Source organism: Glaciimonas sp. OK215 (genome assembly GCF_057787885.1).
The window spans coordinates 497,162-518,893 of record NZ_CM173544.1 but is presented as its reverse complement, the minus strand read 5'-3'; the positions used below and the strand labels follow the sequence as shown (position 1 = coordinate 518,893).

Annotated in this window: 20 protein-coding genes and 1 tRNA gene; 11 read left to right on the top strand and 10 right to left on the bottom strand. The window is 55.8% G+C overall.

Annotated features, from left to right (window positions below; genetic code table 11):
- Positions 1–6 precede the first annotated feature (6 nt).
- The gene (locus tag AC3CHX_RS02415) at positions 7–168 is read right to left on the bottom strand and encodes a hypothetical protein (RefSeq protein WP_488642515.1); all 162 of its coding nucleotides are present in this window, start codon (positions 166–168) and stop codon (positions 7–9) included.
- 199 nt (positions 169–367) lie between these two features.
- Here AC3CHX_RS02415 and AC3CHX_RS02410 point away from each other — a divergent pair, with 199 nt between their 5' ends.
- Positions 368–739, top strand: a complete 372-nt coding sequence (locus AC3CHX_RS02410) for a hypothetical protein (protein ID WP_488642514.1) — start codon at positions 368–370, stop codon at positions 737–739.
- 330 nt (positions 740–1,069) lie between these two features.
- Here AC3CHX_RS02410 and ybaK read toward each other — a convergent pair whose 3' ends face one another.
- From ybaK to AC3CHX_RS02375, 7 genes are all read right to left on the bottom strand, one after another.
- A complete protein-coding gene (gene ybaK / locus AC3CHX_RS02405) occupies positions 1,070–1,558 on the bottom strand; it encodes a Cys-tRNA(Pro) deacylase (protein WP_488642513.1) in 489 nt (162 codons plus the stop codon).
- 196 nt (positions 1,559–1,754) lie between these two features.
- A complete protein-coding gene (locus AC3CHX_RS02400) occupies positions 1,755–1,952 on the bottom strand; it encodes a hypothetical protein (protein ID WP_488642512.1) in 198 nt (65 codons plus the stop codon).
- 107 nt (positions 1,953–2,059) lie between these two features.
- Entirely contained in the window at positions 2,060–2,995 is a 936-nt protein-coding gene (gene xerD, locus AC3CHX_RS02395; protein WP_488642511.1) for a site-specific tyrosine recombinase XerD, read from the bottom strand.
- Positions 2,992–3,513: a methylated-DNA--[protein]-cysteine S-methyltransferase gene (locus tag AC3CHX_RS02390; protein ID WP_488642510.1), complete on the bottom strand. Its 522-nt coding sequence runs from the start codon at positions 3,511–3,513 to the stop codon at positions 2,992–2,994. Before AC3CHX_RS02390 ends, xerD begins: the two co-directional genes overlap by 4 nt.
- Before the next feature lie 133 nt (positions 3,514–3,646).
- Positions 3,647–5,041 (bottom strand): group II intron reverse transcriptase/maturase, encoded by a 1,395-nt coding sequence (ltrA, locus tag AC3CHX_RS02385; RefSeq protein ID WP_488629011.1) that lies wholly within the window; start codon positions 5,039–5,041, stop codon positions 3,647–3,649.
- A gap of 452 nt (positions 5,042–5,493) precedes the next feature.
- A complete protein-coding gene (locus AC3CHX_RS02380; RefSeq protein WP_488642509.1) occupies positions 5,494–6,516 on the bottom strand; it encodes an IS110 family RNA-guided transposase in 1,023 nt (340 codons plus the stop codon).
- An 801-nt stretch (positions 6,517–7,317) separates the two neighbouring features.
- Positions 7,318–8,313 (bottom strand): TRAP transporter substrate-binding protein, encoded by a 996-nt coding sequence (locus AC3CHX_RS02375; RefSeq protein ID WP_488644703.1) that lies wholly within the window; start codon positions 8,311–8,313, stop codon positions 7,318–7,320.
- Between the two features lie 268 nt (positions 8,314–8,581).
- Between AC3CHX_RS02375 and AC3CHX_RS02370 the strand changes: the two genes are divergently transcribed.
- From AC3CHX_RS02370 to AC3CHX_RS02360, 3 genes are all read left to right on the top strand, one after another.
- Positions 8,582–10,591, top strand: coding sequence for a two-component system sensor histidine kinase NtrB (locus AC3CHX_RS02370; RefSeq protein ID WP_488642508.1), 2,010 nt, complete (start codon positions 8,582–8,584; stop codon positions 10,589–10,591).
- A 27-nt stretch (positions 10,592–10,618) separates the two neighbouring features.
- Positions 10,619–11,218, top strand: a complete 600-nt coding sequence (locus tag AC3CHX_RS02365; protein ID WP_488642507.1) for a response regulator transcription factor — start codon at positions 10,619–10,621, stop codon at positions 11,216–11,218.
- 66 nt (positions 11,219–11,284) lie between these two features.
- Positions 11,285–12,175: an AEC family transporter gene (locus AC3CHX_RS02360; protein WP_488642506.1), complete on the top strand. Its 891-nt coding sequence runs from the start codon at positions 11,285–11,287 to the stop codon at positions 12,173–12,175.
- A gap of 1 nt (position 12,176) precedes the next feature.
- Here AC3CHX_RS02360 and queG read toward each other — a convergent pair whose 3' ends face one another.
- On the bottom strand, positions 12,177–13,286 hold the full coding sequence (queG, locus tag AC3CHX_RS02355; RefSeq protein WP_488642505.1) for a tRNA epoxyqueuosine(34) reductase QueG: 1,110 nt from the start codon (positions 13,284–13,286) through the stop codon (positions 12,177–12,179).
- A 43-nt stretch (positions 13,287–13,329) separates the two neighbouring features.
- On the opposite strand from queG, the gene tsaE reads away from it, so the two are divergent.
- The 3 genes from tsaE (at position 13,330) to AC3CHX_RS02340 (ending at position 15,581) form a co-directional block, all read left to right on the top strand.
- Positions 13,330–13,815: a tRNA (adenosine(37)-N6)-threonylcarbamoyltransferase complex ATPase subunit type 1 TsaE gene (gene tsaE / locus AC3CHX_RS02350; RefSeq protein ID WP_488642504.1), complete on the top strand. Its 486-nt coding sequence runs from the start codon at positions 13,330–13,332 to the stop codon at positions 13,813–13,815.
- Positions 13,779–15,125, top strand: a complete 1,347-nt coding sequence (locus AC3CHX_RS02345) for an N-acetylmuramoyl-L-alanine amidase (RefSeq protein WP_488642503.1) — start codon at positions 13,779–13,781, stop codon at positions 15,123–15,125. Before tsaE ends, AC3CHX_RS02345 begins: the two co-directional genes overlap by 37 nt.
- Positions 15,126–15,410: 285 nt before the next feature.
- Positions 15,411–15,581 carry a hypothetical protein gene (locus tag AC3CHX_RS02340; RefSeq protein WP_488642502.1) on the top strand — a complete coding sequence of 57 codons (171 nt, stop codon included), beginning with the start codon at positions 15,411–15,413 and terminating at the stop codon, positions 15,579–15,581.
- 435 nt (positions 15,582–16,016) lie between these two features.
- Here the strand turns inward: AC3CHX_RS02340 and AC3CHX_RS02335 are convergent, their stop codons facing one another.
- Positions 16,017–16,667, bottom strand: a complete 651-nt coding sequence (locus tag AC3CHX_RS02335) for a VTT domain-containing protein (protein ID WP_488642501.1) — start codon at positions 16,665–16,667, stop codon at positions 16,017–16,019.
- A 93-nt stretch (positions 16,668–16,760) separates the two neighbouring features.
- Here AC3CHX_RS02335 and mutL point away from each other — a divergent pair, with 93 nt between their 5' ends.
- The 4 genes from mutL (at position 16,761) to AC3CHX_RS02315 (ending at position 21,606) form a co-directional block, all read left to right on the top strand.
- Entirely contained in the window at positions 16,761–18,629 is a 1,869-nt protein-coding gene (gene mutL / locus AC3CHX_RS02330) for a DNA mismatch repair endonuclease MutL (protein ID WP_488642500.1), read from the top strand.
- 80 nt (positions 18,630–18,709) lie between these two features.
- The gene (miaA, locus tag AC3CHX_RS02325) at positions 18,710–19,672 is read left to right on the top strand and encodes a tRNA (adenosine(37)-N6)-dimethylallyltransferase MiaA (protein WP_488642499.1); all 963 of its coding nucleotides are present in this window, start codon (positions 18,710–18,712) and stop codon (positions 19,670–19,672) included.
- 85 nt (positions 19,673–19,757) lie between these two features.
- Positions 19,758–19,834 (top strand) — tRNA-Met (locus AC3CHX_RS02320).
- Positions 19,835–19,983: 149 nt separating this feature from the next.
- On the top strand, positions 19,984–21,606 hold the full coding sequence (locus AC3CHX_RS02315) for a glycosyltransferase family 39 protein (protein ID WP_488642498.1): 1,623 nt from the start codon (positions 19,984–19,986) through the stop codon (positions 21,604–21,606).
- Positions 21,607–21,732 lie beyond the last annotated feature (126 nt).

The window sequence follows — 21,732 nt, the reverse complement described above, 5'->3', positions numbered from 1 at the left end:
CGTGCGTCATGGCAGCGTATCGGACAATGCTTCTTGAGACCATTTGGCATGAACTACAGCAGATGTACCAAAGCCAAACTTAGATACAGAGCTATCGGCCAACTCCGGACCTTCGTGCACCCGACCTATTCGATATTGCCTTAGCAATTTTTCCATGGCAGTATTCATTAGCTATTCCACCACGAGTAACATTTCTATGCAGCTGCGCTTCAGCGCATCGAAACTTTGAAGAGTTACGTTGGATGTACGCAGAACGGCTGTCCAGAGTAAATCGAAATATGATGTCGACGATTATCGCAATCAAAAGACATGACTAAATGACGTCCCTCGGCCAAAAGTCGCCATTGACGGTTGATTGGAAAACAAAATGCAATGGTCTGTTATAGCAAACAAAGCAATAGAAATCGTGAAGTTTGTAGGTTGGTCCCTTTTGGCTGTATTTCTCTTTGTCTCCTGCCTATCGATCTACTTCTCTTGGGAAAGTGGCAAATGTCGACAAACTTCCGCAGCTCGACAGTTTCTTTTGAGTAAGCTACCACCTGAACAAGCGAGGACGCTTAGGTCTGTCGCCACGGAATCGGATGAAGATAGTGAATGCTCGATGTCATTCGTGTTCCTGAAAGATGGAAAGGGAATTGAAGTCAATGGTTTATCAGACGAAATTCACGGTACGAAGTTTTCTTCATCTGATGGAGGAAAAACCGCATATTTCCTAAAGCACGGAGCACAGGAGAAATAGCTATTGAAATAAATTCGGGCAAGCGCTTTGCTTCATTGCGTAACTAGTGCCCGCTTCTGGAAAGTGTGAATGTCAGCAGTAGGTCGGTTTGAACCATTCGCGAAGGACCGAGTTAGTTAAGGGTTGTACGATGGCTGCGGGCAGCCATCGTACAACCCTTAACTTTTCCAGTCTGTCGTCGGGACACAGGCGCAGACTGATCACGGTGTCGGATAGTTGATGCAGAATTACCGAATCGGATGATCACGAGGAGTCGGAAGATGCGGCGCCGGTTCCACATCTTGATTGAGCACAACGAGTACTAATTCTCAATCGTCAATCAGTAGGACGCTATTTTATTGCCACCTCGACGAGATGCAGATCGAGTAAGCGCATCAGTTCGTGCGGAGGGATACCGACAAGGTAGCCACGGCGGCCGCCGTTTATGTAAATCAGTGGCAAATCGAAAATGGTTTTTTCAATATAAACCGGCATTTTCTTTTTGGTGCCGAACGGGCTTGTGCCGCCTACAAGAAAGCCTGTATGCCGGTTGGCCACATCTGGCTTGCACGGCGCGATTTTCTTGCAGCCAATCTGGCGCGCCAGATCCTTTGTCGATACTTTGCAATCTCCGTGCATAAGCACGATCAATGGCTTGGTCGACTCATCCTCCATAATCAGCGTTTTTACGACATGATGCTCGTCGACATTGAGCTCGCGCGAAGACACATTGGTGCCCCCGTGTTCCTCATAAGCGTAAAGATGGTTGGAATAGGCCACTCCGTGCCGCCGCAAGAACTGCGTCGCCGGAGTTTCCGAAATATGCTCTTTTCTAGCCATGCTGGAACTAGAAACGCAAAAATGGCCCGAACCAACACACTTCGGACCATCGATTTGAAAACGCTATTAAGGGGAGCATGTCGACCATGTTTTCCGCAATAAAAATCTGGCCTGAAAGGATGGTTCAACAGAATCGCGCAACAAAGGTAGTAGTTGTCCTGGAGGCAGGCCTGCCATTGCGTCGTCGCGTTGGCGATTAAGACTGCGTGGTTTTAGTTGGTTCCGGTACTGGCTCAGCCGGTGTTTCCGCTTCGCTGGCATCGTCCGGCATAGCGCTTGCGTCATCGTCTGTTACAGAACCTTTTTCAGCTTTGCGCTTCAGCTTTTCTTCTTTTTTCTTTTTCTTTTCAAGCTCTTTCTGACGCTTTTCGTATTGAAAATTCGTTTTTGCCAATTTGGCCCCCTTAGGTAAACACTACTTTTAACAGACTTGGAATGATGGATTACAGGATACAGGAGAAACAAATGCCGTGAGGCAGAATTACACCTTCACGCAGCGCCCTAACGTCCTCTTGGATGATGTTCCGCATGCAATTTTTTCAGGCGTTCGCGGGCAACATGGGTATAAATTTGCGTAGTGGAAATATCGGCGTGTCCCAGCAATAGTTGCACTACGCGCAAGTCGGCGCCGTGATTCAGCAGATGTGTGGCAAACGCGTGGCGCAAAGTATGCGGTGACAATGGCGCATTGATCGCCGCCTGTGCCGCATATTTTTTAATCAGAATCCAGAACATTTGCCGCGTCATCGGGCCGCCACGTGCGGTGACGAACAAGGCATCATCGACCTGACCCGACATGATTTCGGCACGGGCCTGCTCCAGGTAACGCACAATCCAGCTGCGCGCCTCCTCGCCAAACGGTACCAGGCGGGTCTTGTCACCCTTGCCGGTAATGCGCAGCACGCCTTCGTTCATGCCAACTTCGATCGACTTCAACAACACCAGTTCCGACACCCGCAAGCCGCTGGCATACATCAATTCCAGCATGGTACGGTCGCGCAAACCCAGCGCGGTGCCGACATCCGGTGCCGCCAGCAAGGCTTCCACTTGCGATTCCGACAAAGTCTTGACAGAGCGCGCTGGCGGCTTGGCCGAACGCAAATGCAGGCAAGGATCGATAGCGATGCGATTCTGTCGCAGCGCCAGCAAATAGAAGCGCTTGAGCACCGCCAGGCGCCGATTTGACGAGGTGGCTTTGCTTTCGACTTTAGCGACGAAATATGCGTTCAGATCATCGGCCTCGGCTGCCAGCAGCGGTTTTTGTCGATCGGCTTGCAGCCATAGCGCAAACAAGCGCATGTCACGTCGATAAGCATCCAGCGAATTTTTCGCCAGCCCGTCTTCCAGCCATAAGGTATCGCAAAATTCGTCGATAGCGATTTGACTGTCAGAGGTTAAGCGCGGTTTTACGTCAGCGGGGCCAAGTTTGCAGTTCACAGGTCTGTTACGCCTTCATGTGCCAGCAACCAGCGCTTTACACCCAAATGAAAGCCATCGACTTGGTCATGATGCGAAAAACCCCCAAGCCCGCCGGCTGCGGTCACACGATGACACGGGATCACCAGCGGAAACCAGTTCGCGCCGCAGGCCTGGCCTACCGCACGTGGCGCCGATTGCACCAGCCGTGCGACCTCGCCGTAGGTCAGCACGTCACCGCACGGGATCGCTGCAATCTGCGCCCAGACCTTACGCTGGAAAGCGGTGCCAACGGCGGCCAGCGGCAAATCGAAACGAAAATCCGGGTGTTGAAAATATTCGGCTAGCTGTTGTGCGGCACGTTCTGTCAACGCATCAGCCGGTTCTTTTTCGGCAAATGACTTTGGCAGGTACACCAGCTCGCGTATGACGCCAGCTTCGGTACGAATGCCGATCGCGCCAAACGGTGCGGCCACGATGGCAGAAAAAATTGCGTGCGCAGACGCGCTGGCAAACTGAGGATCGGAAGGTTTTTTCATGAACTAGCCTAACTCGGACTTAGAACCGGTTGATGATATTTAGCGAATTGATTTGAACATAAATCGAGTAAGGGACGGGATTACCCCCGTCGCCTTCTCACACCACCGTACATGCGGTTCCGCATACGGCGGTTCATTCAACACGCTGGAAGCGCCGCTGGGTGTCCAGCAGCGAAACCAACCCTAATACATCAAAGAAGCGTTTAGGATACGCCGCGTTCATATGACTCGCTCCGGCGTTCCACCAGTGGCCGCGTCCGTTGCTTGCCGACTTCCATGCGCGCGTCTTATCCAAACCTTGGGCTTGCAGCTTCTTGTTACGGGTGGACGGTCGCTTCCATTGCCGCCATAGCAGGCAGCGCAGTTTGCGCCGAATCCATCCGTCCAATTCCTCCAACACACCTTTTACCTCTGTCAGGCGGAAGTACGATGTCCAGCCACGCAGCACCGGGTTGAGCGCTGCGATCGTTTCGCCGAGATTGCGCGAGGCGTTCCCGACCACGATTTCACGCACCCTGTCTTTCAATCGCTTCAGACTGCTATCGGCGATTTTAAGACGGACTTGCTTATGCCAAGTGACGCTGTAACCTAGAAACTTCCGCTGCCAGGGCCGTGCGACGGCGCTCTTGTCCCGGTTGACCTGAAGTTTTAATTTCTTCTCCAGATAGCCGGTAATCGCAGCCATCGCATGCCGTCCTGCCGCTTCGCTTTTGACGTAAATGTTGCAGTCATCGGCGTAACGGCAGAACCGGTGTTCCCGCCGCTCCAGTTCGCGGTCCAAGTCCGTCAGCAGGATGTTCGACAACAACGGTGACAGCGGGCCGCCCTGCGGCGTACCTTCCGTCCTCGCGCTGACGATCCCTGCCGACATCATGCCCGCTTCCAGATAACGACGGATCAGTTTCAATACCCGTTCATCTTTGACTTTCCTGGCTATCCGCGACATCAGAATGTCGTGGTTCACCCGGTCGAAGAATTTCTCCAAGTCGAGGTCGACCACCCAGCGGCGGCCTTCCTTGATATAACCTTGCGCTCGTTGCACCGCTTGCCATGCATTGCGGCCCGGTCGGAACCCATAGCTATGTTCGGAGAATTCAGGTTCGAACTCTGGTTGCAGGACTTGCAACAGCGCTTGCTGGATCAGGCGATCCAACACCGTCGGGATGCCCAGTGTGCGTACCCCGCCGTTGGGCTTGGGTATCTCCACTTTGCGGATCGCCGCCGGTATATAGTTGCCTGCCAGTAGCGCTGTCTTGACGCTTGGCCAGTGCTGTTGCAGCCACGCCTTGAATTCGAACACAGTGAGTCCATCGACTCCCGCTGCACCCTTGTTCTGCATGACCCGCTCATACGCTCGCCACAGGTTGTGACGTTCGACCACGACGTCCATCTGCCGCAGTCCTTCCGCTTTCGTTTGCCCATCCGCCGCCGTGCCAACCTCGGCACCCGACCCGGCCATCGACGAAATCCGTTCGTCTCTCTCCGTGTCGGGCGCAGTTGCCTGCCTTGTTGCGTCATCGATTTGCATCGAGGTCGGATGTCCTAATCGCGTTGTTCAATGTTCAGGCCTTCAGTCATGGCTCTCTCCGGCTCGCCGCCTCGTCCTCGACCTACTATGCCCTCTGCTGACTTCTGCATACGCATCCCAACACCTCTCGATGTCGGTAGCACTAGGCACGCATGCAGATCTCCCCGTACATGGACGCTCCCGGTTTGCCAAGCCCTCAATTCATGATGACGCGAAGTAAAGATTGCACCCGTACATTCGGACTTTAGCTGTGGCTTCTGCCACTGTCCCTGATGGAATGTGCTGGTTGGTGTCTCAATCGGGTAATCGCACTCATGGTGCCTGGGGAGACTAGGACTTTACCAACCACGGTCTAACCTGTTTGCCATCATTCTTGATTGCCTGTGCAATCGGTAGAATCAACTGCCTGGTGCTGCCGTTACTGCCTGCCTTATTTCCTTGAGCCGCTCCGATTACGCGGCCGCGTAACCGGGGCGGAACTCCCTATCGTGCGCAAGCAACGCCCACACAGTTCTGGCATTCTTGTTGGCTAGCGCGACCGCCGCGACATTCTTATTACGCCGGGCCAGCAGTCTATGAAGCCATCCCTGCTCGTTAGGCTTCCCCTCGGCATACCGAATTACTGCTCTGGCGCCGTGTATAAGCAATGTGCGCAAATACGTGTCGCCTCGCTTGCTAATTCCCTGCAAATTCGTCTTCCCACCTGTTGAGTGCTGTTTGGGCACAAGCCCAAGCCACGCTCCCAGTTGTCGGCCGTTCGCAAAGTTCTTCGCATCTCCAATCGACGCCACTAGCGCACTGGCCGTGATTGGGCCAATGCCTGGGATCTTCTCCAGCTTACGAGACAGTGCATTGGAACGGTGCCAAGTTTGGATCTGCACTTCCATCTCTTTCACCTGTCGGTCCAGATCCTTGAGATGATCCAGCAAGCGCAGTACCAATTCCCGGAATACGCCCGGCAACTCGTCTTTCGCGTCATCGAGCATCATCGGCACGCGCTGATGGATGAACGCTATCCCTTGCGGCACGATCAAGCCGAATTCACTCAACAGGCCGCGGATCTGATTGGCTTGCGCAGTCCTCGCTTTCACCAGCCCCTGCCGTACACGATGCAATGCCAGCACAGCCTGTTGTTCAACATTCTTGATCGGCACAAACCGCATGTTCGGCCGGCACACCGCCTCGCATATCGCCTCGGCATCAGCCGCATCATGCTTGTTCGTCTTGACGTAGGGCTTGACGAATTGCGGCGCCATGAGCTTAATCGTATGGCCAAGTGCCTGCAGCTTGCGTGCCCAGTAATGCGCGCTGCCGCAAGCTTCCACACCAATCAGGCACGGCGGCAGCTTCACAAAAAAGCTTGCCATCTGATCACGTTTAAGCTGCTTCTTGAGCACAACCTTACCTTGCGCATCGACGCCGTGGACCTGAAACACATTCTTTGCCAGATCGATGCCAATTGTCGTAATCTGCATGATGACGCTCCCCTCGGTTCAAGTGGTTATTCGACATTTCCACTTTGGCACATTTGATGCCGTTACGGGTGGGAGCGTCCATTCCATTGGGTATTGCGCACCTACCTTCACGCTTATGCCTGTCGGATCTACGTCATAGCCTTCCGGACAAGTATCGGGCTTTGATGATATTTGACATCTCACCCGGCTACGCCGCCTCATATCCGCTTCCTGTTCGTCAGGCCAGCGCTTTGCCTTCGGCTTCCTCCAGATTCGCAGTCGCCCGCGACACCCTTGCCTTCAGCTAACTCTTCCCCTTGTCGGGCGAGTAGAGGACTTCCACCTCCAAGTAAGCACGCCCTGCCGGGCGCACAAATAAAAAAGGCGCATCTGACGATGCGCCCCAAATACTTCTCTATGCGTTCCCGGCCGTTAAAACAGCTTCATTTGAAACACACTGTCTCCTCAGTATCCCCGGTATCAATACCGTTCTTATGCACCACCACCTATAAATCTTAATCTTCGCTACCCTTGGCAAACCGTATCGCCATCACGCTGTAAAAAGTCTCAATTCCGTGCTGCAAAGTTCTACTGAAAAGGCAAAATTCGTTTTATTGAATTACTCGCCCTCTTGGGGGCTGAAGCGCAATATTCAATAGGTGACGAACTCTAACAGGAGTTAACTAAATTTTACAAATAATTTTAATGAATCAATGTATCAATTCAGGATAGTTTTAAGCTAAACCTTGCCAATTTCATGGTTTTATGCACTTTATTTCCATGTGGAAATAAAAACCCACTACACAACATTCCTCGCCGCGTTTACCTGAAGCCAAGCGCTGCCGACTCCTGGTTGACGGCGTCGATCAAATCCTTGCCGATCCGTCCTTCCATTTGCTTCTGGACCGGCAGCAAGGCTTTGCGCCACTCCGCTTTTTCCTTGTCGTTCAGGCGATAAACCGTGGTCTTGCCGGTCTTTTGTACAGCTGCCAGCGCCGCGTCGTTTTCCTGCTGGGCAATGGCATCGGCGTACTTTGTCGCTTCTTTCATCGCTTGCGTCAGCTCGCTGCGGATATCCGATGGCAAGCCGTCCCAGAACTTCTTGTTGACGATCACCGCGTAACCAAGATAACCGTGATCGGAGACCGTGACATGTTTTTGCACCTCGTTCATCCTCTGCGTATACAGGTTTGACGGCGGATTTTCAGTACCATCCACGACACCGGTCTGCAAGGCCTGGTAGACCTCGGAGAACGCGAGCACTTGTGGATTGGCGCCTAGCGCGCGCATCTGGGCATCCAGTATCTTGGATGACTGGATACGCATTCTCAGCCCCTTGAAGTCAGCCGGAGTATGCAAGGGCTTATTGGCTGACATCACCTTAAAGCCGTTATCCCAATACGCCAGACCGGTGATGCCTTTCGATTCCAGCTTGCTGAACAGGTTTTTCCCGATCGGACCTTCCGTGACGCGATACAAGACTGCCTTGTTCGGAAAAATATAGGGTAAATCGAAAACTTCAAATTCCCTCACGCCCAACGGACCGAATTTCGCCAGCGAAGGCGCCAGCATTTGCACCGCACCCAGCTGCAACGCTTCCAGTTCTTCTTTATCCTTATATAAGGTGCTGTTCGGATACACCTCGACTTTGACGCGACCTTTGGTGGCTTTTTCCGCCAGTTCCTTGAAACGCTCTGCCGCTTTGCCCTTCGGGGTGTCGTTGGCAACGACGTGGCTGAATTTGATGACGATAGGCGCTTGCGCCAATGCATTGCCGGCGGCCGGCGCCATCACTGAAAACACCGACAGCGCCATCATTCCTGATAAAAACGTTTGCCGCGTTTGCCATTCCATGCTTGCGTCCCCAGATGATTGCAATTTTGAATATTTTGAATATTTTGAATATTTTGAATATTTCGCCGGATCTGGCGGCAGTGTGCCCATGCCACGCCGCGCTCACAACTGTGGATAACCACAATACATGCTTCAGGCTGCTAAGCCCTCGGCTACACTACTGTCTCAACCGCTCAGACCTGCCGATCTCCTGGTAGATGTACCCAAAACGCAGCTGTAACTATTAGCACTTATGCCACGCTCAACATTTAAGCGTTTTGCCACTCTGAATGCAGCAGGTTCGCAGAGAACCTGGCGTGGGCTGATACCGATTTTTCTGGTGCTGCTGTTTTTAGCCATTCTGTTTTGGCTGCCGTGGCAATCGCGGCAAATGGAAGCCAATGATCGGCAGGATCAACTGATCGCCGATACCCTTTGGGTCGAACAGGCCATCAGTTTTCAACTTAGTCGCGACGAAGAAAGCGTACGCCTGATTGCCGGCGAGATTACCAACAATCACTTGAGTACCGCGCAATTTCGCGACCGACTCAAGCCATTGTTGAAAAACAGTCCCGAACTGCGGCGCGTCACCTGGCTGGATGCCGATAACCAGGTGATTGCCGCAACCGATACCTTGCCGCTTTCGCATCCAGACTATGCGGCGCGCGCAAGGCAGTCGGCGCAACAGGTACACGACGTCAAAATTCCGCAATTCACCCAGCCTTACAAGCTGGCCGGTACCGCCGATGCCATCTATATCGATTACGGTGTGCCGCTGTTCGCCGAGCACCAATATCTCGGCAGCCTGGTCAGCAGTTACGCCGTCAGCAGCATTCTGGATGAACTGGTGCCGTGGTGGTTCGCGCAGGATAACGAAATCATCCTGACCGATAGCGATGAAGTGACCATCGCCAAACGCACATCCGGCGGCAGGGGCCGGAACGTTTATACCCATCGTCGTCCGCTCGATCTGCCGGGACTGTCGTTGATATTGCGCACCAACAGCACCAAGAGCGCGCCGAAATTCCTGCCCAATTTGCTGGTCGGGTCGGTCATCGTTTTATCGCTCGGCCTGCTGTGGAGCCTGTTGGCCTTGTGGCGCGACATTAACCGCCGTCTGGCGGCCGAAGATGCGCTGCGTCAACAGGTTGCCTTCCGTGCCGCCATGGAAAACTCGCTGGTTACCGGCTTGCGCGCCCGGGATCTGGAAGGTCGCGTGACCTATGTCAATCCGGCTTTCTGCGAAATGGTCGGGCTGAGCGCCGACCAGCTGGTTGGCAAGGTTCCGCCGATGCCGTATTGGGCGCCGGAGGCGCTTGAAAAATTCCAGGAACGTTTCGCCAAAGTATTGGAAGGAGAAGCCACACCGCAGTACGAAACCATCTTTCGGCGCGCCGACGGTGAGCGTTTTCCGGTGCTGGTGTTCGAATCTGCACTGGTCGACGCACTGGGCCGTCAAACTGGCTGGATGGGATCGATACTGGACATTTCCGAACGCCGGCGTGCCGAAGAATTGAGTCGCAAGCAACAGGAAAAATTACAGTCCAGCGCCCGCCTCGCCAGCATGGGGGAGATTGCCTCTACGCTGGCACATGAGTTGAACCAGCCACTTGCTGCCATTTCCAGCTACACCACCGGGGCCATCAATATGCTGCAAGCCGGAACCGTCAATCCGCAACAATTGAAACTGGCGCTGGAAAAAGCCAATGCCCAGGCCCAGCGTGCCGGCCAGATTATTCGCAGCGTCCACGAGTTCGTCAAAAAACGCGACCCGGCGCGCGAGCCGCTGGCGATCCGCACCTTGGTCGACAACATCATGCCGCTGGTCGAATTGCAGGCGCAGACTTTTTACGTCAATGTCCAGGTCGACATACCGCCGTCATTGCCATCGGTATCCGCAGACCGCATGATGCTGGAACAAGTACTGCTCAACCTGACCCGCAACGCCATCGAGGCCATGGCGCACACCGACCCGACCCGGCGCATCCTGCGCATAACGGCCGCGGCGGCCAATCTCGACACCGAATCGCCGCAAGTCACCGTATCCGTTATTGACCGGGGCCACGGGATTCCGGCCGACGTCGCCGCACGCCTGTTTTCGCCGTTTTACTCAACCAAAGCGCATGGCATGGGAATGGGACTGAATATCTGCCGCACCGCCATCGAATTCCACGGCGGCACACTAAGCTACACCGGCAACGACGGTGGCGGTACAATCTTCCAGTTCTCCCTGCCGGCAAATTTTTCTCACAGCCAGCGCTGAGCGCACAATCCAACCAGTCTGCCCGCCATGTTGCACATCATCGATGACGAAGAAGTAATCCGCGACGCCCTAGGCTGGCTGGCACAGTCACGCGCCATTCCGATGCAGTGTTATCCCAGCGCGCAACATTTTCTGGCGGCAATCGAGGCCGCCAATGAAAGCGCTACGCCGCATCCCGAAGGCGATTGCCTGTTGCTCGACGTCCGGATGCCCGGCATGAGCGGCGTCGCACTGTTTGACGTGTTAGCGGCACGCAAATTAACGCAACGTTTTCCGGTCATTTTTTTGACCGGTCATGGCGATGTGCCGATGGCGGTCGATACGCTCAAGCGCGGTGCTTTCGATTTCTTTGAAAAACCTTTCAACGACAATAAATTGATGGACCGGGTGCAGGAAGCGCTGCTGTCCTCGCGTGCCGCGATGGCGCGTAGCGCGATCGATATGCGTCTGGCGGGCTTGTCCACGCGTGAACGCGAAGTGCTGGATTTGATTCTGGCCGGGAAAATGAACAAGGTGATCGCCGATCAGCTCGGCATCAGCATGCGCACCGTCGAAGTTCACCGCGCCCATATTTTCGACAAGATGCATGTCAAGACTGCTGTCGAACTGGCAAGGCTGCTGAATTGACCGAAGCTGGCGCCGCTTGCCACGCCATCAGTCACAAACCGACACCAATAAAAACCCGTTTTCTTCATGTATATCGTCAACCTGCTACTCCCCGATTTCACCCTGATCATCCTGGGCGGCATTCTGCACCGGGTCACCGACTGGAGCGACGCGTTCTGGACCGGTGCCGAAAAGATGGTGTATTTCCTGCTGTTCCCGGCACTGCTGTTCTACTCGACCGCGCGTACTCCTCTGCATTTCGACACCAGCGGAAAAATGCTGATGGTCGGCCTGGCCGGCTTATGCGCCGCCATCGTCATGACCTGGCTCGGCAAGCCGTTTCTGAAAGCAACGCCGATGGATTATGAATCCGGCATGCAAACCGGCTACCGCTTCAATTCCTATATGGCGCTGGCGCTAGCCTCGCGTATGGCCGGGGATGAGGGCACCGGACTGATGGCGTTGCTGATCGGCTTTGGCGTCCCCTTATGCAATCTGGCGGCAGTGCATGCGCTGGTGCATAAAAACGGCGGCTTGTTAAAAGAACTGGCCAAGAATCCATTGTTGATCGCTACCGCCTGCGGCTTGCTGTACAGCTTGTCCGGGCTCCCGCTGCCCGATGTCGCGGGCGCGGTATTGTCGCGCCTCGGCAACGCTGCACTGGCGCTCGGCTTGTTGCTGGTCGGCGCCGGCTTGCGCCTGACTGGCATGCATCAGGCCAAGCTGATGTCGGGATTCTTTATCGCCGTTAAATTGCTCGCACTGCCCGCCGTGGCGCTGCTGCTGGGCCGCTGGGTCGGGCTGGGAGAGCGGCAGTTACAGATTGTGGTGCTGTTTTGCGCCCTGCCGACCGCATCCAGCGCCTACATTCTGGCGGCAAGACTGGGTGGCAACGGGCCGCTGGTCGCGTTTTTGATCTCTGCGGGAACGGTGTTGTCGGCGCTTACTTTGCCGTTGTGGTTGTGGTTATTGCATTGAACTAAACGCCATGCTGTTCCAATGCCCACGCCACATGCTCCCGAATTAACGCGGATGGATCGTCGGCGCGGGCTTGCAGCGCCGCGATGATCTCCGCCGAGCCGACACCGGCGGCAGCCGCGTTCCCCAGCCCCACCGCGATATTCCGCAACCACCGTTCGTGCCCTATGCGGCGAATCGGGCTACCTTGCAAACGACTATTGAATTGCGCTTCGGTCCAGCCAAACAATTCTACTAACGTCGCATTGTCCAGCCCGTTGCGCACATCGAAATCGTTCAGGGTCGATGCCTGGGCGAACTTGTTCCATGGACAAAATAACTGGCAATCGTCGCAGCCATACACCCGATTGCCGATCAGCGGCCGCAGTTCCAGCGGAATACTCCCCTTCAGTTCTATCGTCAGATAAGAAATGCAACGGCGCGCATCCAGCGTATAGGGCGCGACTATCGCCTTGGTCGGACAAACGTCGATGCAGGCACTGCACTGACCGCAATGCGAACTGACCGGCGCGTCGGTCGGCAACGGAATATCGGTCAGTATTTCACCGAGAAAAAACAGCGAACCGGCCTCCCGATTCAACAACAGCGTGTGCTTGCCACGCCAGCCCAGCCCGGCTTTTTGCGCCAGGGCAACCTCCATCACCGGCGCTGAATCGGTAAATACGCGATAACCAAAGGTGCCGATTTCAGCCGTGATGCGATCGGCCAGTTGTTGCAAGCGCGCGCGCAAGACCTTGTGATAATCCCTGCCACGCGCGTATAACGACACCGTTGCCGTGGCGGCAGCATCCGGGTGAAGGCGATTTTTCTCCCGCAAACGCCAGGCCGCATCCGTATCCTGTGGCAAATAGTCCATGCGCACGCTAATCGAGCGGATCGTCCCCGGCACCAATTCGGCAGGTCGCGCGCGCTTCAGGCCGTGCGCTGCCATATAATCCATCTCACCGTGATAACCGAGCGCCAGCCAGGCCAGCAACCCGGCTTCCTGTTGCGACAGGTCGACATCCGTAATCCGCACGTCGGCAAAGCCCAGCTCCCGCCCCCACGCCTTGATGGTGGCGGCTAATTCGGCAAGATTATTGTCTGCTTCAGGGAAATGCGATTGCGACATCGGGACATCGATTCAAATAAATGACAGAGGACTATTTTACGAGATGCAAGACTTCACGCTCCATCTACATGACGAAGCCGGTACCGCGGCCCTCGGCGCGGCATTCGCGCGGGCACTGGTGCCGGGCCTGGCGATTTACTTGCAGGGCGACCTAGGTGCCGGAAAAACCGCGCTGACCCGTGCCTTGCTGCATGCTGCCGGCCATACCGGCCACGTCAAAAGTCCGACTTATACGTTGGCGGAACCATATGCCGTGCAACTCAATCAACAAGCAGTTGAAGTGATTCATTTTGACCTGTATCGGATGACCAGTCCCGAAGAGTTTCTGGAAGCCGGTTTTCGCGAACATTTTAATGAAACCAATATCTGCATCGTCGAATGGCCTGAAAAAGCAGAAAAGGTCTTGCCGGCACCTGACATTAACGTAATTCTAAGTGTGTCAGGAGATGGCCGTGATGTAAAATTGCAAGCTATCTCTGATAAGGGTAGTCAATGTCTCGCTCGACTGAAATTTGCACCAAACCTCTGACATCCAAAAGCCGCCGCACCGTGCTCAAAGCCGGTGCGACGCTGCTCATTTCAATTGTGGCGCCGCTGACATCGCTGTCCGCCAGCGCCGCACAAATTCTTGCGGTGCGGGTCTGGCCGGCAGAAGACTATACCCGCGTCACGCTGGAAAACGATAGCGAGCTCAAAGCCACCCACTTCCTGGTGCAAAACCCGGACCGCATGGTGGTCGACATCGAAGGCATCGAACTGAATCCGGCGCTGAAAGAACTGGTCGCCAAAATCCAGTCGAACGATCCCTACATCAAGCAGGTTCGCGTCGGCCAGAATCGGCCTAACGTGGTGCGACTGGTATTTGACCTGAAAGAACAGGTCAAACCGCAAGTGTTTACGCTCGACCCGGTCGGCGACTATAAACACCGCCTGGTATTCGACCTGTACCCGCTCAATCCGCCAGACCCGATTGCGGCGATGATACAAAAGGGCGAGTGGCCGAGCGCCGAGCCGGGCGAAATCGTACCGCCGGTGGCCGAAACCAAGCCAACGCAACAACCATCGGAATCACCGCTGGCCAGGGCCGAGCCTAAGCCGGACAATAAGCTAGATAAGTCGCCCACCATGTTGCGCATGATCACGATCGCCCTCGATCCCGGTCATGGCGGTGAAGATCCGGGCGCCATCGGTCGCGGCGGCAATCGGGAAAAAGATGTCGTGCTGTCGATCGCCAAGCGGCTCAAGGCCAGAATTGAGCAACAGCCGAATATGCGCGTGATGCTGACGCGTGACGCCGATTACTTTGTGCCGCTGGGAATGCGCGTGCAGAAGGCGCGCAAGGTACAGGCCGACCTGTTCGTCTCGATTCATGCGGATGCCTTCGTCACGCCGACCGCGCGCGGCTCTTCGGTTTTTGCATTATCCGAAAAGGGCGCCAGCTCGACTGCCGCCCGCTGGATGGCCAACAAGGAAAATTCCGCCGATTTGATCGGCGGCGTCAACATCAAGAGCCATGATCGTCAGCTGGCCAGCGTCCTGCTCGATCTGTCGACCACTGCCCAGATCAACGACAGCATGAAACTGGCAAGCGCCGTCCTGAATGAAATCGGCGGCATCAACAAGCTTCACAAAGGGGCCGTCGAACAAGCCGGTTTCGCAGTATTAAAAGCGCCGGACATTCCCAGTATTCTGATTGAAACAGCCTTCATCTCGAATCCGGAAGAAGAAGCCAAACTGACCGATAACGCCTATCAGGACAAAATGGCCGATGCGGTACTGGCCGGCATCAAGAAATATTTCTCGCACAATCCGCCATTGGCGAAGAACCGGATGACGTAGGGTGGGATTGCATTCCAGCGAAGTAATCGGCTGGCTTCCGCAAATCGCGCCGAAGAAACATAATTTGCCTGTATGTGATATTGCCTAAAAAAGTCGTTAAAGATCAGTAGCTTGTCATATGTGGCTTAGGTGCAGTTCGGTCGTCGCGTATCTAATACGGTTGCTACTCCGTGGATACTAGCCGGGGGCGGCCCGGCAGCCGCTCACTTTCTTTGCTTCGCCAAAGAAAGTAAGCAAAGAAAGGCGACCGCAAAGCCACTGCCCTCCCGTTGGTCGGGTCCCCAAATGAGCCGCCTGGCATTCGGGAGGGAAAACAAACTCGCTGCGCTCAAACAAGTTTTCCCTCTTAATCCGAATGCCAGTCGTCTCATTTGGCAGCGTCTCAATGCGGAAGATCAAAAACAACAGCAACGTCAACAGCAACGTCAACAACAACACCTCGGCGCTTCGTGGTGAAATAAGCGGGGTGCAGTAATCCGGCACGCTGCGCTGCTTGCAAACACAGTCTCCGATTCACTGCAGAGGCTGTGGGTGTTGACGTTGCTTTTGAATTCCGCATTGAGACGTTGCCAAATGGGGCGGCTGTCAGTCGGGAATTGTGGGGAAACTTGTCTGAGCGCAGCGAGTTTGTTTTCCCACCCGACTGGCAGACGACCCATTTGGGAACCTGACCGAAGGGAAGGCAACGGCTTTGCGGTCGCCTTCTTTTGGTTACTTTTCTTGGCGAAGCAAGAAAAGTGACTGGCTGTCGGGCCACCCCCGACTAGCTTCCACGGAGTAGCAACCGTATTAGATACGCAACGACCGAACCGCTCTCCTCAAACAACTGATGTTTCTTCAGCGCGATTTGCCGCAGCCCGCCGATTACTTCGCTGGGATGCAATCCCAGCCTTAGGCCTGCTGCCCCCTCAGTTTCTGATACAGCTTCCAGAACCCGCCCATGGCCACCGGAATCACCGCAGCACCGACACCAACCAACACAATGGTATTCAAGTGGTCGCGGATAACAGGAATATTTCCAAAGAAATAACCGGCTGACACCAGGCCAATCACCCAAAGCAGTCCACCGCTGATGTTAAAAGACTGAAACTTCGAGAACGTCATCTGCGACACCCCGGCGACAAACGGAGCAAACGTCCGTACGACAGGCACGAAGCGCGACAGGATGATGGTTTTGCCGCCATGACGTTCATAAAAAGCATGCGTCTTTTGCAAGGCCTTCTGGTCCAGCCAGCGATAATCGTGGGTAAATACCTTTTCGCCAATCTTCCTGCCGATCCAATAGTTCAGCGTATTGCCAGTCGTCGCCGCAATGATCAGCAAACCCAGCAGGGCCCAGATATTCATTTCACCGGTAGCGCAGAATGCACCGCCGATGAACAACAATGTATCCCCAGGCAAAAATGGCACTACAACCAACCCTGTTTCACAAAATATAATCAGGAACAACACCACATAGATCAAGGTACCGTATTCCTGAATCAGAAATCCAAGGGATTTGTCGACGTGCAGAATCACGTCGAGGAATTGCATAAAGTCCATAACTCTCCTAATCGTTGCGCGAAATAATACACTACCCGGTCATATCTGATCTCTAGACACGAACCGGCGACGACGGTTCGGTATAATCGCCAAATGAACGCACCGCTGCCCCCCCCCCGCCCCATCCAGCCCCTGCCAGACAACCTGATTTCGCAAATCGCCGCAGGCGAGGTGGTGGAACGACCATCTGCAGTAGTCAAGGAATTGCTGGAAAACGCGCTGGATGCCGGCGCCACCCAGATCACCGTGCGCCTCGAACAAGGCGGCGTGAAACGCATCGCGATTACCGATAACGGCCGCGGCATCGCGCCGGAGCAGCTAGCGCTGGCGCTGGCGCGCCACGCCACCTCGAAAATCACCTCGCTGCACGATCTTGAGAACGTTGCAACGCTCGGGTTTCGGGGGGAAGCGCTGGCCTCGATTGCTTCGGTCTCACAGTTAACATTGACTTCGCGCACCGCCGAGGCCGCACACGCATCCGAAATCGACGGCAGCACACTCGTGGTGACGCCGTCCTCCGGCGCACAGGGCAGCACGGTCAATGTCCAGGATTTGTATTTCAATACGCCGGCCCGGCGCAAGTTCCTGAAGTCGGATCAAACCGAATACGGCCATTGCGCCGAGGTGGTGCGCCGCATTGCGCTGGCGCGGCCGGATGTCGCGTTCTCGCTGACACACAACGGCAAAACCGTCGATCACTGGAACGTCACTGAAAGCGCCAAGCGCAGCGCCAGCATACTCGGCAGCGAGTTTGCCGAAGCCAGGTTAGCCCTGGACGAAAGCGCCGGCAGCTTGCGCCTGCATGGGTTCGTCGGCTTGCCTACCGCCTCCAAGGCACGCGGCGATGCGCAATATTTCTACGTCAACGGCCGTTTCGTGCGCGACAAGCTGTTGATGCACGCGGTCCGTGCAGCTTATCAGGACGTGTTGCACGGGGATCGCTATCCGTCGTATGTGCTGGCACTCGATCTGGACCCGGCGCAAGTCGATGTCAACGTCCACCCGTCCAAAATCGAGGTGCGTTTCCGCGACAGCCGCTCGGTCCATCAATTCATTTATCACGCGGTGAACCGGGCTCTGGCCCAAACTTCCGCGACCGCATTCGGCGCCACACCCGCGCCTTTGCCCGCGCCCAGCGGCGCCATGCCGTGGATGCGCGGCTCTCAGGAACACCTGCAGGCCATTTTGCAGCCGCAGCCGCTTTTGCAGCCGCAACAGCAAACTTCGTTCGGGGCGCAATTCGGTGCCAACACCGGCCACGGCGTGGCGCAAACCACGGCCAATTATGGCGCGCTGTTTGCCGCTCCCACTTCGGCATCGCCTGCCGTGCCGCCAGCCCCCCCCCTGCCAGCTGCAAACCAGACGGCGCCGGGCGATGAATTCCCGCTCGGTTTCGCACTGGCGCAATTGCACGGGGTATACATCCTCGCGCAAAATATCAAAGGCCTGGTTCTGGTCGACATGCATGCCGCACATGAGCGGATTTTGTACGAACAGCTAAAAGGTGCGCTGGACGAAAACGCCATGCAGGTGCAGCCGCTGCTCATCCCGGTGACGTTTTTTGCGGATGCGGTCGAAGTCGGCACCGCCGAAGAAAATCAGGAAATCCTGCATTCGCTAGGCTTCGATATCGCGGCGATGTCGCCGACCACGCTGGCGGTGCGCGCGGTGCCCGCATTGTTAAAGAATGCCGATGCCCAGACACTGGCGCGTGACGTGCTACGCGATGTGCGTGAATTTGGCGGGTCACGGGTGTTGGTGGAACGTCGCAACGAGCTGCTCGGCACCCTCGCCTGCCACACCGCAGTGCGTGCCAACCGTAACCTGACGGCGCCGGAAATGAATGCGCTATTGCGCCAGATGGAAGCCACCGAACGCGCCGACCAGTGCAATCACGGGCGCCCGACCTGGAGCCAGCTGGCGCTGTCCGATCTGGATAAACTCTTTCTGCGCGGACAATAGCAGCGGTGCAGCTTGGTAGCGCTTGCGATCCCCAACCTGCATCCGCCCCATTGCGCAAGCCCTAAACGATACTGATCAGCATGAACTCATCCGCAACAAAACTGCCGCTCGTGGTCGCCATCATGGGTCCCACCGCATCCGGCAAAACCGCCGCCGCGCTGGAGATCGCACGCCATATCCCCGCCGAAATCATCTCGGTCGATTCGGCCCTGGTGTATCGCGGCATGGATATCGGCACCGCGAAACCGAGCGCCGCCGAGCGCGCCGCAGCACCGCACCACCTGATCGACATCATCGAACCGACGCAATCTTATTCGGCGATGCAATTTCGTGATGACGCACTGAAACTGATCGAAGAAATCCATGCCCGCGGCAAACTGGCGCTGATGGTCGGCGGCACCATGCTGTATTTCAAAGCGCTCAAGGATGGGCTGGATACGCTCCCGCAAGCCGACCCCGACCTGCGCGCCAGACTGGATGCTGAAGCCGCCCTGATCGGGGTTCCCGGCATGCATGCCAAGCTGGCGCTACTCGACCCGGTCACTGCAGCACGCCTGAAACCGAACGACAGTCAGCGCATTCAACGCGCCCTGGAAATCATTGAACTGAGCGGTCAGACCATGTCGTCACTACTGACCAACAAGCCGCCACCGCAACTGCCGTTCGAGGTATTGCCGCTTGCGCTGGAACCGTCCGACCGTAGCGTGTTGCACAGCCGTATCGCTCAACGCTTCGATCTGATGCTCAATAACCGGGACGGCGGCCTGATCGCCGAAGTGGAGTCGCTACGCGCCCGTGGCGATCTACATCCAGGATTGCCCTCAATGCGTTGCGTCGGCTATCGCCAGGCCTGGGAGTATCTCGACGGCCACTATGATTTCGCAGAAATGCGGGAAAAAGGCATCGTCGCCACCCGTCAGCTAGCCAAACGTCAACTCACCTGGCTGCGCTCCATGCCCGAACGCATCGTCATTGACTGCATCGGCAATACTGTTGCCAGTACGGTACTGGAGACTGTCAGCGCAGCCCGGAATGACAGGTAACAAAAAAAATGCGGTGCCGGCCAACAAGACGAGCCATTTCGCTTGACAAGGATCGGCGGAATACCTCATAATCGTCGGCTTCTTTGGTGATATAGCTCAGTTGGTTAGAGCACAGCACTCATAATGCTGGGGTCGGTGGTTCAAGTCCACCTATCACCACCAGGATTTAGTGATAATAATCGATCACTTGCGATAAAAGAGGCCGACTTTAACCAGTCGGCTTTTTCGTTTGTGGACTTCTTGTGGATTTTTCTGGCGAGCGGGCGCGCAGGTTTGTCTGGCGTCGGGCGCCGACTCTCAGCTAAAAATCGATGTCCGACCAGCCCGCCCCATCGCCACCGAATCACAATGCGCACAATGCGCACAACACGCCATGGCGTGTATTCTGCGCCAGATTCTCACCTGACGCGCCTTCCATCACGCCACTGGTGTTGCTGCTATTGCTGTGCTACCTGCTGCTGTGGAGTGGACTGACCGGGATCAGCCACCGCGCCCCCGATCTGGACAATATGGAAGAACTGGTCTGGGGCAACGTCTTTGAGTGGGGTTATTACAAGCACCCGCCACTGCCCTCGTGGCTGCTATTCGGCTTGACCTCCTTGTTTGGCCGGCCGGTCTGGCTGACCTTTTTTGCGGGTCAGTTGAGCGTTGTGTTGTCGCTCTGGTTCATTTGGCGACTCGGCTGCGAAATGACGTCGCAGAAAAATGCCCTGATCGCCACGCTGGTCATCACGCCGATTACCTACTTCACCGTGCGCGGCGTGATCTCCAACCACAATACGATCCAGTTGTGGTCGGTCGCGGCCTGTCTCTGGATGTTTTACCGGGCCTGGCGTCATGAACGAATGCGCGACTGGCTGGCACTGGGATTCTGCTGCGGCCTGGCGATGCTGACCAAATATAGCGCGCTGGTGCAGTTTGCGGTGTTTTTCCTGTTCCTGCTATGCACCGGCAGCTTGCGTCAGGCACGCGTCTGGAAAGGCATTGCCGTCGCCGGCGGCGTGTTCCTGCTGATGCTGGCCCCGCATGTATTCTGGCTCAGTCGGCAAGTAAAAACCCCGATCGGCTATGCCGCGGACTCTATCGCGCGTGAAATGACACGCATGGAGCAGCTGCAAATGTTAGGCGATGTCCTCGGCACGACGCTGGCGCGTCTGGCGCCGATGGCGATCGGATTGCTTATCATCACGCTACTCGTCGTCAAGCAGAACAGAAGGATGGCGCCGGCAACACAGCCTGACGAAAAACTGGCGCACGAACTGCGTCCGGCTGACCGGTTTTTCATTTTGTTTGTCGGCCTTGGCCCGTTTGTACTGACTTTCGCTATCGTGCTCGTGCTGAAAACACGGATGATTGCCGATTGGGCCACCACGTTTTATTTGCTGTTCGGCTTCCTGACTTTCTGGCTGTTTCGGCGCGACACCAGTACACGGCTCTTGCGCACCTGCCTGAAAGTCATCATTCTCATGCAAATCGTCACGGCCCTGGGCTACGCGCTGGCACGCGGGCCGCTGTCGGATATGACAGGACGCTCGACACGCGCCATGTTTCCGGGCGCAGCAGTATCGGCGCAACTGCAGGCACAGTGGAACGCCCATGTCCAGACACCGCTCACACTGGTCGCGGCAGATACCTGGCTGGGCGGCAATATCGCGATCCATGCGGGACGCAATGTGAATGTGTTGATTGATGGTGATATCGACAAATCGCAATGGGTAACAAAGCAACAGGCCGCATCCTGCGGCATGCTGGTCGCACTCAATCGCAGTCCCGATGCCGCTGATGGCATTCCGCCCAAAGTGCTCGAACTGATGTCGAAGGCTGTCTTCAAGGGAATCATGCGCTTGTCCTGGACCAGGAAAACGGATGGTCCGCAAGTCGTCGTTGAGTGGGGCATCATTCCGCCGCTCCCGTCTTGCAGCGGCACACACTGAAACACGCGTAGTCTCGGAACCTAACTTTCCGGCCATTGCGTGTCTGGCTTAGCGCAGTTTAGGTAGAATTCGGATTTGCCCGAGCGCTGAATCAGTATTGCTCGCGATCAACTGGAACCCAGCCAG

What these genes read in the sequence shown, in the direction of transcription:
- AC3CHX_RS02415 (WP_488642515.1), bottom strand. Translation starts at nt 168, where the DNA reads ATGAATACTGCCATGGAAAAATTGCTAAGGCAATATCGAATAGGTCGG.
- AC3CHX_RS02410 (WP_488642514.1), top strand. Translation starts at nt 368, where the DNA reads ATGCAATGGTCTGTTATAGCAAACAAAGCAATAGAAATCGTGAAGTTT.
- ybaK (WP_488642513.1), bottom strand. Translation starts at nt 1,558, where the DNA reads ATGGCTAGAAAAGAGCATATTTCGGAAACTCCGGCGACGCAGTTCTTG.
- AC3CHX_RS02390 (WP_488642510.1), bottom strand. Translation starts at nt 3,513, where the DNA reads ATGAAAAAACCTTCCGATCCTCAGTTTGCCAGCGCGTCTGCGCACGCA.
- ltrA (WP_488629011.1), bottom strand. Translation starts at nt 5,041, where the DNA reads ATGCAAATCGATGACGCAACAAGGCAGGCAACTGCGCCCGACACGGAG.
- AC3CHX_RS02380 (WP_488642509.1), bottom strand. Translation starts at nt 6,516, where the DNA reads ATGCAGATTACGACAATTGGCATCGATCTGGCAAAGAATGTGTTTCAG.
- AC3CHX_RS02375 (WP_488644703.1), bottom strand. Translation starts at nt 8,313, where the DNA reads ATGATGGCGCTGTCGGTGTTTTCAGTGATGGCGCCGGCCGCCGGCAAT.
- AC3CHX_RS02370 (WP_488642508.1), top strand. Translation starts at nt 8,582, where the DNA reads ATGCCACGCTCAACATTTAAGCGTTTTGCCACTCTGAATGCAGCAGGT.
- AC3CHX_RS02365 (WP_488642507.1), top strand. Translation starts at nt 10,619, where the DNA reads ATGTTGCACATCATCGATGACGAAGAAGTAATCCGCGACGCCCTAGGC.
- AC3CHX_RS02360 (WP_488642506.1), top strand. Translation starts at nt 11,285, where the DNA reads ATGTATATCGTCAACCTGCTACTCCCCGATTTCACCCTGATCATCCTG.
- queG (WP_488642505.1), bottom strand. Translation starts at nt 13,286, where the DNA reads ATGTCGCAATCGCATTTCCCTGAAGCAGACAATAATCTTGCCGAATTA.
- tsaE (WP_488642504.1), top strand. Translation starts at nt 13,330, where the DNA reads ATGCAAGACTTCACGCTCCATCTACATGACGAAGCCGGTACCGCGGCC.
- AC3CHX_RS02345 (WP_488642503.1), top strand. Translation starts at nt 13,779, where the DNA reads ATGTCTCGCTCGACTGAAATTTGCACCAAACCTCTGACATCCAAAAGC.
- AC3CHX_RS02340 (WP_488642502.1), top strand. Translation starts at nt 15,411, where the DNA reads ATGAGCCGCCTGGCATTCGGGAGGGAAAACAAACTCGCTGCGCTCAAA.
- AC3CHX_RS02335 (WP_488642501.1), bottom strand. Translation starts at nt 16,667, where the DNA reads ATGGACTTTATGCAATTCCTCGACGTGATTCTGCACGTCGACAAATCC.
- mutL (WP_488642500.1), top strand. Translation starts at nt 16,761, where the DNA reads ATGAACGCACCGCTGCCCCCCCCCCGCCCCATCCAGCCCCTGCCAGAC.
- miaA (WP_488642499.1), top strand. Translation starts at nt 18,710, where the DNA reads ATGAACTCATCCGCAACAAAACTGCCGCTCGTGGTCGCCATCATGGGT.
- AC3CHX_RS02315 (WP_488642498.1), top strand. Translation starts at nt 19,984, where the DNA reads ATGTCCGACCAGCCCGCCCCATCGCCACCGAATCACAATGCGCACAAT.